Origin of the sequence: Vibrio sp. MOR3, from assembly GCF_001557775.1 — a bacterium.
Taxonomy (GTDB): Bacteria; Pseudomonadota; Gammaproteobacteria; order Enterobacterales; family Vibrionaceae; genus Vibrio; species Vibrio jasicida.
Genome location: NZ_LNRD01000007.1, coordinates 198636 through 214511 on the forward strand (window position 1 = coordinate 198636; position 15876 = coordinate 214511).

Below are 15876 nucleotides of genomic sequence, written 5' to 3' on the forward strand. Positions count from 1 at the left end.
GCGAATTACGCATTCCATACGCAAATAAAACAACAAGTTGTATATGAAAGAACTATGGGATAGTACAGAAATCGTTAAGGATTGAAATACTACTAATGCAAATAAATCGAAATTATTCTCATTTCTGCAGCGTATTTATAAAAAACGCGAGCGCAGTTAAACCGCCATACTCGCGTAATCGTTTGCTGATAACAGATCTATTACTAACCAGTTAAGACATTGTCTTCTGGGTATTTGATTAGCGTTGGTTCTGGACGCGCTAGCATATAAGCCAGTGTCAGTGGACCAATACGACCAATGATCATCACTACTATCATGATGTACTTGCCTGGTTCAGAAAGATCAGCCGTCAAACCAGCAGTTAATCCAACAGTCGCAAAAGCAGAAATCGTCTCGAACATCACCTTATCAAAGTCGGCTTTCTCGGTGAGCATGAGCAAAAACATTGCCGTCGTGAGAATAGCCCCGCTCACAACAATAATCGCAAGCGACTTAGTAACGGTTTGCCAATTGACGGTACGTTTGAAAATGACGACATGCTTTTTCTGACGAAGGAACGCCCATGTCGCCATAAACGCGACAGCAAAAGTAGACACCTTAATACCACCGCCGGTTGAGGTAGAACCTGCACCGATAAGCATCAATACAATCATCACCAGCAAAGCTGGTTGAGTAAATTGTGCTAGATCGACACTATTAAAACCCGCTGTACGTGCGCTGGCAGATTGGAAGAACGCCGCTAACCACTGCCCCGCTACAGGCAAAGATTCCATTGTGTTCGGATTGTGTCTTTCCAATAACCAGAACATGATGGTCCCAACGGCAAGCAATACGGGGGTCGCAATCAACATGATCTTGGTATGCAAGTGCAAAAAGTGAAAACCTTTTCGCCAATGCAACCACAAGTCACCAATAACAGTGAAACCCAAACCACCGAATATGAACAATGCCGCCAACGTAAAGATCACCACTGGGTCATTCACAAAGCTCATCATGCTATCTGAGAACAATGCAAATCCGGCGTTGTTGAACGCAGAGATAGAATGGAACAGTGCGTAGAACATCCCCGTTTGCCAACCCATTTCAGGCACCCAACGGAAAGAAAGGAAAATAAAACCTATCGTTTCTGCGATCAGGGCAAACACCACGATTTTCTTAACCAGCTTACGCAAGTTAACCTGACGGTCTTGTCCTAAGGCATCTTTTGCCAAGGCTTGTTGGCGCAAGCTAAGGCGAACACCAAACATATAAAGCAATACCGCAGATAACGTCATTTGCCCTAGCCCACCGATTTGCATCAAGCACATCAGCAAAATCTTACCGGCCAAGGTGAAGTGTTGCCCCGTATCAACGACCCCAAGCCCCGTCACACTGATGGCAGAAGTCGCAGTAAATAGCGCATCGGTAATCGACAGACCGGTCACCGAAAACATAGGTAAGGTTAGCAAAACAGCAGAAGGCAATAACACACCGAGAAAGCTCAGCAATATAATGCGCGGCTCGCCACCTTTCGCTTTATCTCGTTTGCCGTCTTGGACGTAGAACACGCCTCTCTGGTGAAATTGGCTCATAATGATTTCAGCTTGCTTGCTAATTTATCTTGAGGGCCGACAACAATAATAAGGTCACCAATTTCTAATGTCGTGGTGAGCTCAGGCGCTTTGATGATTTCTGGACCACGCTTAAAGCCCAGCACTTGAACACCTTCCACTTTGCACAAAGCCAGTTCGCCCAAGGTTTTGCCCATCCAACGAGAGCCAATGACAAACTCAGTCATTGCCAAGCCACTGCCCAGAGGGTGGAACTCCAGCACACGCTTATCCAACATCTTACGTGCAACGCGGATACCCATGTCTCGCTCTGGCATGATCACGTGGTCTGCACCAATTTTTTGCAGTACGCGAGCTTGGAAGCGGTCGTTTGCCTTCACCCAAACGGATTTCACGCCGGCTTCCTTCGCGATCAAAGTGGCGAGGATGCTGGCATTAACATCAGCACCGATGGCGATCATGACCATGTCATAGTCATCAAGCTTAAGTTCGGTCACCGTCTCTTCATGAGTGCAGTTTGCAACAATGGCTTGGCTAACAAAACTCGCCGCTTCTTTTACACGATCTTCATTAACGTCTACCGCCAAAACTTGTGAGCCAGAATCTTGCAGTTCTTTACACACGGCTAAGCCGAAACGACCTAGACCAATTACAGCAAATTGCTTATCACCCGTTTTCATTTGTGCCTCATTTATGCGTTGAATAGCAAGCGCGAAAGTCTGCGCCTATTCCCTATCATCTGCAAACTAGACGACAGAAAATTGACAGAAGATTAACTGAAACATTCGCACAAAAACTTTTTAAAGCGTAGACGCAACTGGTGAGTTTTCCTACTTATTGTCAATTAAATCAGAACAATAGCTAACTGACTCACACTCATGCTATTCACACAGTTATCAATATATATTTTTGACAGATGCTTTATTTGTAAAGACTATCAATCCCGAAAATTATTTCGTGTTCTTTGCTTTTTGCACGTATAAAAACCAACCAAGTTGATCTTTTCATCAACAAATTAGCCATTTACTCTGACGTTTGTTATAGTGCGCGCCGACAAATTAGTTTGTACTCTAAGTAGTTTTGAGAGGGATGATGTCTACAACTAAGGATAAGTACAGTATTGATAATACTGACTACACGGTCGGCCAAGACAACGTTCAAAAGTGGGGATTTGATGTTCATAACCCTGTTTTTGGCACCAGCGCTGGCTTGATCATTATTTTTTTAATCGCACTTCTGCTCGTCGACCCAGCCACGGCAAAAGCAAGCCTTGATGGTGTCAAATGGCAGATCATCGGAAGCTTTGATGATCTCTTCATGTGGGCTGGCAATATCTTTTTAATCTTCTGTATTGGTTTGATCTTTTCTCCTTTTGGCAAGATCCGCATTGGCGGTGAGAACGCAAAGCCGGAACATTCCAACATTTCTTGGATTGCGATGTTGTTTGCTGCTGGCATGGGCATCGGTCTCATGTTTTGGGGCGTTGCCGAACCTGTCGCATACTTTACAGGTTGGTACGAGACTCCACTTGGCGTAACGCCATTTACAGAAGAAGCCAAACAAGTCGCACTTGGGGCAACCATGTTCCACTGGGGTCTGCACCCTTGGGCAATCTACGCCGTTGTTGCACTGTCTATGGCTTTCTTTGCCTTTAATAAAGGCCTACCACTTTCAATCCGTTCCGTCTTTTACCCACTGCTTGGTGATCGCACGTGGGGTTGGTTTGGCCATGTGATTGATGTTCTGGCCGTGCTCGCAACACTCTTTGGTCTAGCAACCTCGTTAGGTCTAGGCGCGCAGCAAGCTGCAAGCGGTATCGCGCATGTGATGGGCATTGAAAGTGGCATTGGAATGCAACTTGGGGTGATCGCTTTCGTTACTACACTTGCGGTTGTGTCGGTCATTCGAGGAATCGATGGCGGCGTAAAAGTGCTGAGCAACATCAACCTTACTATGGCTTTTGCTCTATTGGTCTTTGTTATCCTAGCGGGTCTTGCCGTCGCGTTGAGTACTATCCCGACTACGCTAATGGGTTACGTTGAGAACATTATTCCTCTTAGCAACCCGTATGGCCGAGAAGATGAAGCGTGGATGCACGGTTGGACGGTGTTCTACTGGGCTTGGTGGATTTCATGGTCACCATGTGTGGGTATGTTCATTGCACGAGTATCAAAAGGACGTACGGTTCGCGAATTCCTTACTGCTGTGATTTTAATTCCGACGCTCATAACGCTAATTTGGATGTCCGCATTTGGTGGCATTGCGATAGACCAAGTAATGAACAAAGTGGGAGAGCTTGGTACGAATGGGCTTACCGACCTAACACTGTCACTATTCTATGCTTATGAAGCAATGCCAATGAGCTCGATTTTGTCTGTCATTTCGATTGTTCTGATCATGGTGTTCTTTATTACCTCGTCAGACTCTGCATCGCTGGTTGTCGATAGTATTACCGCTGGTGGTAAAGTGGATGTGCCAGTACCACAACGTATCTTCTGGGCAACCATAGAAGGTGCTATTGCGGCTGTTCTACTGTGGATTGGTGGTACAGAAGCAATTCAAGCCCTGCAAGCCGGTACGATTTCAACTGGTCTGCCATTCACCATCATTCTATTGGTTATGTGTGTCAGTCTAGTGATGGGTATGCGCACAGAACCTCAGTTCATTCAGCGACGTTTAGCGAAAGCGAACTAGACAGACAGAACCTGAACCCACCTAGCTTGAACAGGGTTGTAAAAAACAAAGAAGCCGCATCGAAATGCGGCTTCTTTTTTTAGTTCTGCGTCTTTAACAAGGATTATTTTTAATCGCGCTTGTCAGCGTTGTCTCGACGAGGACGATCATTGTCTTGTGGTCTACGTTTGTTCTTTGGTACGTAGTTCAAGATAGAAATTGGCACAGGCTTTCTTGGTGTGAAACCTTCGATTTCCACACGTTCAAGCAAGTGACCCAGACGGCTTTCAATCATGCATAGGTTTTTGAAGTCATCTTTTGATACCAGTGAAATCGCTTCACCTTGTGCACCAGCACGGCCAGTACGACCAATACGGTGAACATATTCATCCGCTGGGAATGGCAAGTCGTAGTTAATAACAACAGGTAGGTTGTCGATATCAATACCACGCGCCGCAACACCCGTTGCCACTAAGTACTGGATTTCACCCGCTTTAAACTGCTCAATCAACTCTTGGCGAACCCGTTGGTTACGACCACTGTGGAACGCCTCTGCCACGATACCACGCTTCTCTAGTTGAGAAACCAACTTCGCCGCGCCGTGTTTTGTCTCGATAAACACCAACACTTGCGACCAGTCGTTTTCCGTCAGCATATGGCTCAGTAGTGACGACTTCATGTCTTTATCAACGGTAGTGATCCACTGCTTGATGTTCGACTTAGATGCGCTGTGCTTCGCAATGGTGATCTCTTCAGGGTCAACGATAGCGTTTTTCGCCAAGTCACGAACTGGGTTTGATAGCGTCGCTGAGAACAACAAGCTTTGAATGTCTTCTGGCATGCAATCGACGATCTTATCAATCGAATCGATAAAGCCCATATCCAACATCTTATCGGCTTCATCCAGAACCAGCATTTCCACTTCATCAAAGTGAATGGCACGTTGGCCGTAAAGGTCAATCAAACGGCCTGGCGTGCTTACGACAATATCCACGCCTTCAATCAGCGCTTGTTTCTGTGGCGCATAATCCACACCACCAAACATCGCCATAGAACGAAGCGATAAGTTTTTGCCGTATGCCTCGATGCTCTGGTGTACTTGAAGTGCTAACTCACGTGTCGGGGTCAAAATGATCGCACGAGCGCGCTTCTTACGCTGAGTTTCCCCTTTGCTGAGTTTTTCTAAGATTGGTAGTACAAAGCCAGCAGTCTTACCGGTACCAGTTTGTGCTGCGGCAATCAAATTGCTGCCACGCAAAACAATCGGAATGGCTTTTTGTTGGATAGAAGTCGGTTTTTCATAACCCAGCGCCTTCACTGCATCAGTGATAGGTGCGCTTAAACCAAGCTTAGAAAATGGCATAGAAAAGTCTCAACAGAGGAAATGGGCGCGTAGTGTATCAGAATCCGAACTAAGTAACAGAATCATTCATACCTGAACAAGCCGGAGACGATAAGCAAATTCTATCCTTTTAATAAGGCATCTGATTGTTACAGCGTGATGATTTATTGACCACCTCACATTTCTTCCCCTTGAACCTCGTTATGCTGCAAGAGTGTGCATCACTGGAAAACTTCATGGATATTTTATTACTGGTTGGATTAATAGCGCTTAATGGTGTTTTTGCCATGTCTGAGATAGCGTTAGTCACAGCCAAAAGCGGCCGACTGAAAAAGTTTGCCCAACACAGCGCTTCTGCCCGCCTCGCTCTGCAATTAAAAAACAACCCAACGCAATTCCTCTCCACAATCCAAATCGGCATCACCGTGATTGGTATCCTCAGCGGTATTTTTGGTGAAGCCACCCTTTCAGTTCCCTTTGAGCATTGGCTTGTCGCACAAGGCCTAGAACGAGAGGTCGCCACCATCCTTGCCACCGCCATTGTCGTCGTCGTGATCACCTACTTTGCAATCGTAGTGGGTGAGCTAGTTCCGAAACGCTTCGCTCAAAACAACGCAGAGCGTATTGCTGTTCTTGTGGCCTACCCTATTCATTGGTTGGCCAAGTTAACGACTCCGTTTGTCATGTTACTGACGCTATCGACAGAGTCTTTACTGAGATTGCTACGCCAAAACCACACCGGTGAAATCGTAACAGAAGAAGATATATTTGCTGTGGTCAGTGAAGGTTCTGAATGTGGTGCAATCGAGCCTCAGGAACAGCTGATGATCCGTAACCTTCTGCACTTGAATGACCGCTTGGCGCTCTCTTTAATGACACCACGCTGTGACATTCACTATCTCGATCTGGATTTACCTCTCGATGCAATACTGAAGAATTTACGTCAAACTCAGCATTCCGTTTGGCCGGTATGTAAAGGCGGCTTAGATAACATCATTGGGACCATTTCTTCTAAAGCGTTGCTCGATGAGTATGACGAGCTATCAATATCGCGGTTAGCAAAATTACTCAAACGTTCACGTTTTGTTCCTGAGTCCATGAAAGGGCTACCGTTGCTCAACTACATGCAACAAACCAGCACCGAAATGGTCTTTATCGTTGACGAATATGGCGACGTACAGGGCCTAGTGACACACTACGATTTGCTCAAATCTATCGCTGGTGAGTTAGGCATGGCACCACAGCAAATCTGGGCGAAAAAACAGAAAGACGGCAGTTGGATAATGGACGCCTTGATTCCGATGAATGAGCTGAAATACAAACTTGAGCTCAGCAGCATTGAGGGAGAAGAAAGCGAGGGCTTCCAAACCTTAAATGGTTTTCTGACTTGGTTAATTGGCCGCGTGCCTGCTCAAGGAGAAACCGTTGAATATCAACAGTGGCAATTTGACGTGTTGCAGGTCAAGAGCAATCGGATCACACAAGTTAAAGTAACGGAAATGGTGAGATAATTCGAAGCTGAGCAATAAGGCTAATTACGAATTTACGAGTGTTTGACTCAAACAAAAAACAGCCTCTCGATAGAGGCTGTTTTGCTAAATGAGATTCACGATCTTCGTTTCGATTAGAACAAGTACGTTGCGCTTACATACGCACTACGGCCTTTTTCAGAGTAGCCGTAGTAATCGTCTTCATCGTCCAACTCGACATCAAAAATGTTGTTTAAACCCGCTTTAAGGTTCAACTGTTGGAAATCGTAACCCACACCAAGACCGACTAGCGTGTAACCATCCACCGTTTTATTTTCACGGCTTAGGTTCGTGATCACTTGTTCACCGATGTAATTCACACGAGCAAACGTTGTGAATGAATCAAACACTTCCCAATTGACGTCCAGGTTCGCTAGATGCTCAGGTGTTTGCATGAGCGTATCACCTGTACTCTTGTCTTTAGCGTCCGTGTAAGTGTAGTTACCTTTCAGGTTGATGCTGTCTGTAATGTCATACCAACCTTCAAGCTCAATACCTTTGATCTCCGCTTTACCGATGTTTTGGTAAGTGAAGATTGGCATAGGGCCATCCATACCAACAACCTTGGTTAGGTCACGTTCGATCTTGTTCTTCAAGTCCGTGTAGTAGTACATCAGACCTACGCCCATTGATGTTGATTCGTACGCAAGACCTGCTTCGTAGCTTTCTGATTCTTCCGGTTTAAGATCATCATTACCCGTTAACCAACAACGGTTACCACAACTGATTACGCGAACTTGGTCGCTGCTTTCCATCATGCCAGGAGCTCGGAAGCCACCACCAGCACCGCCTTTCAAAACAAACTCATCGGTGATGCTGTAAACGGCATAAGCACGCGGGCTAAAGTGACTGCCATAGACCTCATGAAAATCTTGACGGCCACCCAATGTCAGCGCCAGTTTGTCGAGATCAAATTCACCTTGAACAAATACCGCACCTTGGTAGTTATCGATATCACCAGATGGAACATCACGGCTGTTTTTCAGCTCAGAAGTACGGTATTCACCACCGAATACCCACTCATGCGAATCTCGCCACAAACCAGAAAGTTTGAAATCGAGAGTATTATTTTGTAAGTCGACATCCGCAGCGCCGTTAGTGTAAGCCGTACTTGCATCGTCAAGTTGCATGCTCTCACCGTAGAGACGTACTTGTGAATCTACCGTGTCCCAAGCGCCTTCATGCGTTAAACCGTAGTTCCAGCGCGTCGAGTCTTGTGTGTTCGTTTGAGGGCCTGAACGAGGGTGAACCCAATCTGCTTCACGCTCATCTTTGGTGTAGATAACATCCGCAATCAAACGCTGTTCTTCGGTTAATTGCCATGCGACCTCACCAAACACATTGGTCGTGTCTTTCTGCTCTAGCGCATCAAAATTAGGATTTGTGTCTGTGCGCCAAGGGTCACGTGTAGAGCTTTCAACAATGATGCTGCCTTCTACATTTTGCGTCAGTTCGCCGCTCGCGTAAGCATGACCTTTCAGGCCATCACCACCGTCACCTTCAAGAATGCTCTCGTATTCAAGACCAACCGAGCCGGATAACTCTTCCGTTGGTGATTTCAAGATCACGTTCACCACACCACCCATGGCCTCAGAACCATAAAGGGAAGAAACCGGGCCACGAACCACTTCAATACGCTGAATCGCCGTTAAAGGGATACTCGATAGGTCAAAGTCATTACCTCGAATAAGCGCATCTTGTGAGTTAATTCGACGACCATTGATCAAGATTAGCGTGTGCTTGGAATCCAAACCACGAATACGGATAGTATTACGACCATAAGCGGTGCTGCTCAAAACACTCACACCCGTCGCACTACGAATCGCTTCTGAGATATCTTTCACTGGCATCTTTGAGATGTCTTCTGCGGTAATAACCGAAACAGAAGCTGGTGCGGTCAATTCTGAGTGTTGGGTAAGGGTTGCAGTAACAACCATACGTTCCATTTCCAACACTTCACCTTGATCATCAGCAACAGCATAACCACTTAGCGCCGTCAAAAGTGCTCCTGCGAGCATAGAAGGCATAAATGTGGGCTTTTTAACTAAACTTTTCACTGCATATCCTTATATCTATTTTATAAATAAATTGAGCTCGCAAACTCTAATAAACGAATGTATAAATGACAATTATTATTACTCGTATTAGCATTTACATTTGAGCTGTATTATATTTTTGAACTGCAACAGGTTGAAAAGTGACACTATTGAAAAACGACAAGCTAGTTAACATTCTTGCCCCTCTCTGTCTTCACTTAGAAAGTGCCAGTCCAACGGTTCACATCGTAAAAGCCACACCCGATATGTACGATAAAGTGGGCCTTCTCGAGGAAGAGCAACAAATTCATAAAGCCGTTAAAAAGCGTCAACGAGAATTCCGAGCCGGACGTCAATCCGCTCGAGAAGCCATAAAGCGATTGGTATCAAACGATTCTGAATTAGCTCAAGTACCCATTCTTTCAGGCAAAGCTAGAGAGCCCTTATTCCCGAGCCTCATCAGCGGCAGCATCAGTCACACCGACAGCCTATGCCTCGCAGCGTGTGCGTTAAAAAGTGAAGTACCGAGTTTGGGTATTGATGTGGAAAACAATACCCCTCTCGCCTCGCACCTTTTTTCTAGCATCTACACCCAGAGCGAAAAGGCATTAATGGAGACGTCCAACACCCTCCCAGATACACTGATATTCAGCATTAAAGAGAGCCTGTTTAAATGTCTCTACCCGTTTGTTCAGGTGTATTTCGACTTTCTAGATGCACAAATCACCCTGCAGCCGGACGCTGAAAACACCGGTCAATTTCACTTCGAACTGATTGGAGAGAATCGAACTTTATTGCAGGCTAACTTGCCGAATCTCTCCTTTCATGGCCGCTATTGCTTTACCGAGCAATACGTTTTCTCGTTGTGCTTTTTTTCCTCATGAATGTGTCATTATTTTTGTTCAATAACCTTTTTGATCACCATTTGTTGTCGAGCATTAACCAGCGGCAACCGTTGTTCTAAAAGCGCTTTCCACATTGGTGGTACTGTGACACCCTTGGCATCTAACTGACGCGTTTGTGGACCTAAATACCAATAGGCATCCACCAGCTGCTCAAGGGAAGTAAACGCGTAAGGGTTCACCGGTGGCTTTTTCGGAATAATGTCGAGAAACGATTTCTTTTTAAGATGATGCTGCGTCGTTGTATAAATACCCCGCTCAGTGCTGCCCCATTCACTTGGTAAAATGTGTGGCCAAACTGATACATATTGTTCGCCAAACTTCTGTTTCGCTAGGTCACCAAAAGTTTTATGTTTGGACATGAACCCTAAGGTTGGGGAACGCTTAAGAATGTGTCTTGCTCCAACAAGCACCACCACACTCTGTGCCTGTTTCTGTTGCAGCTTTTCAACGCCGTCCACTAAGGCTTGGTCACGTTGAGCATTCAACTTACTCAGTTCAGAAGGATGTTGAATGGCTTGCCAATTGAACGACGGCTCCGTCAGCACGACTTTGATCGGCACGTTGCGCTCAGCATTCGCTGCTCGCAATCGATGAAAAAATTGGCCGTAACACGGATGCATCCATGCAGGAAAAGCGATTGAATCTAACCATACGGCAGCCAATTCAGTGTCGGTGACCGCCTCTCCCAATAAGTAGTTGTTAAGCAGCGCTTGATGCTTAGCGTTACCAAACTCGATGAACAAATGCGTGAATGCCCCATCCAATTGAGGATCGAGCAACACATCGGTCATTTGCTCAAATAAATCGGCATACCAATGTGCCTCGCCAAGCGCCAAAATAGCGCCTGATTCCAACTTATTTTTGAAGAAAGTCAGAGGGGAAATCATCCCCTCCAACATCGCACTTGGCTTAGATTGAGCTGTCGAATCAAACATCGAAATTCTCTCTCAACTCTTTCACCATATACGTACCGATTTCACGCAGCATATCTGGGCGCATCATGTCACGGTGAATACAGGCCACATCAATCACTTTCAAGTCGCCGTCCATGTATTTGAACCATCCATTGCGATCCAAAAAGGCCTCTTCTGGTGGCTTCTCAGCATTAAAGAACAGCACATCGCCTTGATATTGATAGTCAATGGCATCACGGACACGTTGGTTGTTGTTGATTACGACATCGATCATCGCCGTGATGGTTTCAGTACTTAAATGCGCCATAGACGAGCCCGCATCCTGCAAGATATCGATCACTTCTGGCTTCGTAATACTGGAATGCGCGGCTTCATCAAACTCAACGCCGGCCATACGAATCAGTGCGCCGAGCGCTTGCTCTTCTCCCGGTGGATGGATGGTTTGCCACTGCTCTGCAGGGTAAGAATCTAACAGCGTAACCAAACCTACTTCTTGGCCTTGTTCTTGTAAGATGCCCGCCATTAGGTGAACAATCATGCCACCAATTGACCAGCCCAGAAGATGGTAAGGACCAAAAGGTTGCTCTTCACGAATCGCGGCAACGTAGTCTTCTGCCATTTCTTTCATGCTCTTTGGCAATGGCGCAGAAGGGTCACCCAGATTACGAGCTTGCACGCCATAGAGTGGAACATTGGATGGAATGATCGGCGTTAAAGCCGCGTAGCACCAACTTAAGCCACCCGCAGGGTGTACACAGAAAATGGCCGCTTTCCCTTCACGTTTACGCAGTGGTAATAACATGTTCAGGGCATCATCACTTTCACTGCCATTCAACTTGGCGGCAATCCCAGAGACAGTCGGCGATTCAAATACGGCTGCCAATGACAGTTCAATTCCCATGATTTCTTTCACATGAGCAATCAACTGTGCGGCAAGCAAAGAGTGACCACCTAGTTCAAAGAAGTTGTCGTCAACGCCTACCGCAGGTAAATCAAGCAGTTGGCAGAACAGCTTACACAAACGTTCTTCAACAAGGTTGCTTGGCCCTTTTGTACCGACCTGACCAGACAAATCTGGCTTCGGCAACGCGTTGCGATCCAGCTTACCGTTTGGCGTTAACGGGAAAGTATCCAACGTCACAAAGTAACTTGGAACCATGTACTCTGGCAGCGGTTCGGCAAGGAATCGCTGCAGCAAGTTGCTATCAACACCCTGTTCTGGATCTTCTGCCGTAACATACGCTACGAGGCGTTTGTCACCATCGGCATATTCCTGCGCCAATACCGCAACTTGCGCGACACTTGGGTGATTTGCTAAGGCGTTTTCAATTTCTTCAAGCTCAATACGGAAACCTCGAATCTTGACCTGAAAATCACTACGCCCGCAGTATTCAATCGCCCCGTCTTTTCGCCAACGAGCCAAATCACCAGATAAGTACATTCGGCTGCCTTTTGGTCCGAATGGGCTTTCAATGAAACGCTCTGCGGTCAGTTCTGGCTGGCCGTGATAACCCAACGCTAATTGTCGACCCGCAATATAAAGATGACCGACGACACCCGGCGGTACTGGATTTAATGCATCATCCAAAATGTAAATTTGGGTATTCCACACAGGGCGGCCTATTGGTGTCGAATTACCTTGCGCATTCGCCTCACTTGGCCAATAAGTCACATCAACAGCCGCTTCTGTCGGACCGTACAAGTTGTGTAATGGCGCACTAAAGTCTTGGTAATAATGATTCACCAACTCCATCGGTAGCGCTTCACCACTACAAAAAACTTGGCGTAAACTCTGGCACAAATTGGCATCGGCTTGTTGGACGAAGATTTGCAGCATTGAAGGCACAAAGTGCAAGGTCGTGATTTTCTCTCGATGGATAAGATCTTGCAGATAAGTAGGATCTTTATGCCCTTCCGGTTTTGCGACCACCAAGCATGAACCGACGATCATTGGCCAGAAAAATTCCCAAATAGAGACATCAAAACCTGCAGGCGTTTTTTGTAATACCCGGTCTTTGGCATCAATTGGGTATTGGTCGTGCATCCACAGCAATCGGTTGACGATAGCATCGTGAGTAACCACAACACCTTTTGGTTTGCCCGTAGAACCAGAGGTATAAATCATGTAAGCCGGAGAGTGAGGTTCCGGACGCACTTGTGGTGGTAATGCCTCAACCACCTTATAAATAGTTGGCAACGTCGCGTCATCAACCAACTTCACCTCCACACCTTGTGGCAATTTGCTTTGTAGCTCGGTCGTCGAGAATACAAACTTCGGTGCAGAAGATTCCAACATGTAGTGGATTCGGCCTTCTGGGTAATCTGGATCGATCGGTACGTAAACCGCACCAGCAGCAAGAATCGCCTGTTGTACGACAATCAGTTCTTCACTTCTTGGGATGCAAACCGCAATGCGATCTCCCAGCTCAACCCCTTGCGCGGTTAACCAGTTCGTCAAGGAGTACACTTTTTTCGCTAACTGCTCATAGCTGAGCTTTTGTCCTTCAAAAATGAGGGCGGGAGCATGAGGCGTCAGAATACGTTGCCTTGCCAACAAGGCAGCTAGGGTCGTTTCTGGCACCTCGTGGTCGGTATCATTCCAAGTTTCGATGACCTTTTCTTTCTCCCCAGAGAGAAGAATATTCACGTCACTGATTTGGCATAACGATGGGTCTTGAGCTTGCGCGCTTGCAAAAAAGTCGCTCATAAAGTGGAACAAGCGCTGCTGGTGCTCTTTAATGTCTTGGTCAGAATACAGCTCTGGATTGGCATCCATATCTATGTGAAGTTGACCGTCAAGCTCATAACAATAGAAGGAAATATCATCCACGGGCCCCGCTGACAGGTTATGCGCTTTCGAAGCCAACTCGCCAAATTTATGTTCATACTCAAACGGCATGATATTGACCAAAGGGCCAAATAGATTGCGGTTGTCTTTTACTAGATTCAATTCGCGGTGCAGTTCTTCATAGCGGTACCCTTGGTGACGACGAACAGATGAGAACTCTTGGTTTACCTGTTTAACTAGCGTTTTGATGTCCGTACCTTGAGTAAAACTCACTCGTACTGGCAAGATATTCACTCGCATCGCTGGCGTTTGAATTGCCACTGAACCTAAGCGCCCCATCAACGGCACACCAAGCACCACCTCGTTGGAACGCGTCATACGATGAACATACGCAGCAATGGAAGCGATCAGCACACTGTACCAGTGCGTTCGGCATTGCTTCGCCAACGATTCCATATGCTGGAAGTCTTCTACTGGCATCGCGCCTTTCAAGCGTAAGAAGTGATCAGATGTCACTGTCGGTTTACCCGCTAAGTTAACCGTATCAGAGTGGTCGGCATAACGTTGTAAGTAGAAGGTACGGTCTTTTTGGTATTTTTCCGACGCTTTATAGTCGTTGTCTTCTTTAAGCAACGCGTGTTGATCCACCAATTGGATCTCGTCAAACTGCTCTCCCTTCGTAAGTTGGCCATAGATATGAGCAATACGCGAAGCGATCAACGACATGCTGTAGCCGTCAATAGCAATGTGGTGAAGTGACAGGAACCAAACAAACTTATCTTCTGCAAGCTTAAGCAGCGCCATAATAAACAATGGGCCTTGCTCCAAATCGACGGGCTGCTTCAACTCTTTCTTCATCCAATTGACTGCAGACTCAAGTGGCACATCATGTTGCGAGAAGTCGATTCGCTCTACCTGCCAGTTTTGTCTATCAATCACCATGCGAGGGCCTTCGGTGGTGGTGACAAACTTCGCGTGTAATGAGTCAACTTCATCAATGGCGGTTTTTACCGCTTCAACAAAACAAGGCTCATCCACCTTGCCATCAATCACTAAGTATTCGCCAGTCTTGTAAATAGGATTATCCGGGTCGCGCAACTGAGCAAACCAAATCCCTGCTTGGGCATCTGTAAGCGGCAGCAATTGCTCCGCTGTATAAGGTAAATCGTACATGTCCATTCCTTTGTTACTCTTCCTCGTAGGCTGTTAAGTCAGCTTCTTCTCAATCAGTTGCCACCAATCTTGCACACTGGGCTTGGCGGCAAGTTCCATAAAACTCACGTCTAGACCAGCTTGCTGCCAATCACCGACCAGTGACATCATACGAACCGAATCTAAACCGAAATCCAGCAGGCTATCTTCCGGCGTCATTTCATCGACTGGCACTTCTAGCAATGCCGCTAACTGCTGAGTTAAATGTTGCTGAGATTGAGGAATGGAAAAGTCATCACCGACAAATTCATCTGCACTGCTGATTTGAGATAGCAATTGCTGCTTATCCAACACATAGCCACAGCGACCTGCGACATAATTGAGTGCCATTTCATGATCGTTCGCTGAGAAATCTGCGACAGCATCAGAAACCATAAAAGCTTTAATATCGGTCATGAACGCTTCGGCAGCGGTTTGTAAACAACCAATGTGGGCATAAATACCTACGATGATCAGCTGGTCACGACCCGTTTCATCCATCATGGATTTAAGCGGAGTACGCTGAAACGCACTATAACGCCACTTGGTGTAAACAATGTCTTGTTCAGAAGGCGCAAGCGCAGGGAAAATGCGCGTAATATCATCATCCGCTTTCAGACCTGGTCCCCAAAAGTCCGTTAGTAAGGCACGGTCTTCTTGGCGTTGGTCACCCGGTTGAGCGGTGTAAACCACAGGGATACCCGCATCGATACACGCTTGTTTAATTTGCTTAATATGATGAGTGAGCGTTTGGATCATCTCACTATCGACATCATAGAAATTGAGAAAATACTGCTGCATATCGTGAATCAATAATACAGCGCGCTTTGGCTCTACAGACCAATTTACGCGGTTTTCTGGCATCGGCTTAGATAGTGAATAACCAGAGATAGATGGAATGGCCATGGGGCTAATCTCCAAAATTTTATTTATACACACAACACCGTT

10 protein-coding genes are annotated in these 15876 nt (G+C 46.3%); 3 read left to right on the forward strand and 7 right to left on the reverse strand.

Annotation, left to right across the window (positions count from 1 at the left end; translation table 11 throughout):
* Positions 1-203 precede the first annotated feature (203 nt).
* Both ATB76_RS15430 and ATB76_RS15435 read right to left on the reverse strand, forming a co-directional pair.
* Entirely contained in the window at positions 204-1571 is a 1368-nt protein-coding gene (locus ATB76_RS15430) for a TrkH family potassium uptake protein (protein WP_061035627.1), read from the reverse strand.
* On the reverse strand, positions 1568-2230 hold the full coding sequence (locus tag ATB76_RS15435) for a TrkA family potassium uptake protein (protein WP_038865576.1): 663 nt from the start codon (positions 2228-2230) through the stop codon (positions 1568-1570). Before ATB76_RS15435 ends, ATB76_RS15430 begins: the two co-directional genes overlap by 4 nt.
* A gap of 412 nt (positions 2231-2642) precedes the next feature.
* On the opposite strand from ATB76_RS15435, the gene ATB76_RS15440 reads away from it, so the two are divergent.
* Positions 2643-4244 carry a BCCT family transporter gene (locus ATB76_RS15440; RefSeq protein ID WP_061035628.1) on the forward strand — a complete coding sequence of 534 codons (1602 nt, stop codon included), beginning with the start codon at positions 2643-2645 and terminating at the stop codon, positions 4242-4244.
* Between the two features lie 109 nt (positions 4245-4353).
* On the opposite strand, the gene ATB76_RS15445 is transcribed toward ATB76_RS15440, so the two are convergent.
* Positions 4354-5586: a DEAD/DEAH box helicase gene (locus tag ATB76_RS15445; RefSeq protein WP_038865578.1), complete on the reverse strand. Its 1233-nt coding sequence runs from the start codon at positions 5584-5586 to the stop codon at positions 4354-4356.
* 182 nt (positions 5587-5768) lie between these two features.
* Between ATB76_RS15445 and ATB76_RS15450 the strand changes: the two genes are divergently transcribed.
* Entirely contained in the window at positions 5769-7076 is a 1308-nt protein-coding gene (locus ATB76_RS15450; RefSeq protein WP_061035629.1) for a hemolysin family protein, read from the forward strand.
* A gap of 113 nt (positions 7077-7189) precedes the next feature.
* On the opposite strand, the gene ATB76_RS15455 is transcribed toward ATB76_RS15450, so the two are convergent.
* A complete protein-coding gene (locus ATB76_RS15455; protein WP_061035630.1) occupies positions 7190-9151 on the reverse strand; it encodes a TonB-dependent receptor in 1962 nt (653 codons plus the stop codon).
* A gap of 140 nt (positions 9152-9291) precedes the next feature.
* Between ATB76_RS15455 and ATB76_RS15460 the strand changes: the two genes are divergently transcribed.
* On the forward strand, positions 9292-10014 hold the full coding sequence (locus ATB76_RS15460; RefSeq protein WP_038879384.1) for a 4'-phosphopantetheinyl transferase superfamily protein: 723 nt from the start codon (positions 9292-9294) through the stop codon (positions 10012-10014).
* Positions 10015-10022: 8 nt separating this feature from the next.
* Here ATB76_RS15460 and ATB76_RS15465 read toward each other — a convergent pair whose 3' ends face one another.
* The 3 genes from ATB76_RS15465 to ATB76_RS15475 are packed head-to-tail and all read right to left on the reverse strand — an operon-like array spanning position 10023 to position 15834.
* The gene (locus tag ATB76_RS15465; RefSeq protein ID WP_061035631.1) at positions 10023-10970 is read right to left on the reverse strand and encodes a hypothetical protein; all 948 of its coding nucleotides are present in this window, start codon (positions 10968-10970) and stop codon (positions 10023-10025) included.
* Positions 10963-14910: an enterobactin synthase subunit F gene (locus ATB76_RS15470; RefSeq protein ID WP_061035632.1), complete on the reverse strand. Its 3948-nt coding sequence runs from the start codon at positions 14908-14910 to the stop codon at positions 10963-10965. Before ATB76_RS15470 ends, ATB76_RS15465 begins: the two co-directional genes overlap by 8 nt.
* A 33-nt stretch (positions 14911-14943) precedes the next feature.
* Positions 14944-15834, reverse strand: a complete 891-nt coding sequence (locus tag ATB76_RS15475; RefSeq protein ID WP_038865588.1) for an isochorismatase family protein — start codon at positions 15832-15834, stop codon at positions 14944-14946.
* Positions 15835-15876 lie beyond the last annotated feature (42 nt).

Excerpts from the sequence above, each read along its gene's own strand:
- ATB76_RS15430 (WP_061035627.1), bottom strand. The coding sequence starts at position 1,571 with ATGAGCCAATTTCACCAGAGAGGCGTGTTCTACGTCCAAGACGGCAAA.
- ATB76_RS15435 (WP_038865576.1), bottom strand. The coding sequence starts at position 2,230 with ATGAAAACGGGTGATAAGCAATTTGCTGTAATTGGTCTAGGTCGTTTC.
- ATB76_RS15440 (WP_061035628.1), top strand. The coding sequence starts at position 2,643 with ATGTCTACAACTAAGGATAAGTACAGTATTGATAATACTGACTACACG.
- ATB76_RS15445 (WP_038865578.1), bottom strand. The coding sequence starts at position 5,586 with ATGCCATTTTCTAAGCTTGGTTTAAGCGCACCTATCACTGATGCAGTG.
- ATB76_RS15450 (WP_061035629.1), top strand. The coding sequence starts at position 5,769 with ATGCTGCAAGAGTGTGCATCACTGGAAAACTTCATGGATATTTTATTA.
- ATB76_RS15465 (WP_061035631.1), bottom strand. The coding sequence starts at position 10,970 with ATGTTTGATTCGACAGCTCAATCTAAGCCAAGTGCGATGTTGGAGGGG.
- ATB76_RS15470 (WP_061035632.1), bottom strand. The coding sequence starts at position 14,910 with ATGTACGATTTACCTTATACAGCGGAGCAATTGCTGCCGCTTACAGAT.
- ATB76_RS15475 (WP_038865588.1), bottom strand. The coding sequence starts at position 15,834 with ATGGCCATTCCATCTATCTCTGGTTATTCACTATCTAAGCCGATGCCA.